This is a genomic window from Mesorhizobium sp. WSM4836, assembly GCF_055811815.1.
The window spans coordinates 1-348 of sequence record NZ_JBVVQF010000101.1 but is presented as its reverse complement, the minus strand read 5'-3'; the positions used below and the strand labels follow the sequence as shown (position 1 = coordinate 348).

Genomic DNA, 348 nt, shown 5'->3' with positions numbered 1-348 from the left:
CTCGCAGTCGCGGCAGGTGAACTTCTCCCGCACGTGCTGGATCACCTTCCATTGCCGCGGCACCACCTCCAGCGTCTCGGTGATATCCTCACCCAGCTTGCGTAGCCGATGACCGCCGCAGCAATGGCAAGCGGTCGGCGCCGGCTCGACCACGCGTTCGCGCGGCAGATGCTCGGGAAATGGCTGACGCGCCGGTCGTTTGCGCACATAAGGCGCCACCTCGGTGGTCCGGGCCGCGGCCTGTTCGGCGGCGATCTCGTCTTCCGTTGCCGTGCTCTCGAGTTCCTCGAAGGTGAGCTCCATCTGGTCGTGCAGGCGGGCTGAGCGTTCAGAACTCTGACCATGCAG

Annotated in this window: 1 protein-coding gene; it reads right to left on the bottom strand. The window is 65.8% G+C overall.

What is annotated here, in order from left to right; translation table 11 throughout:
• The coding region (locus AC0L2P_RS32270; protein WP_473507253.1) for a transposase domain-containing protein at positions 1 to 348 on the bottom strand (348 nt) is incomplete at both ends.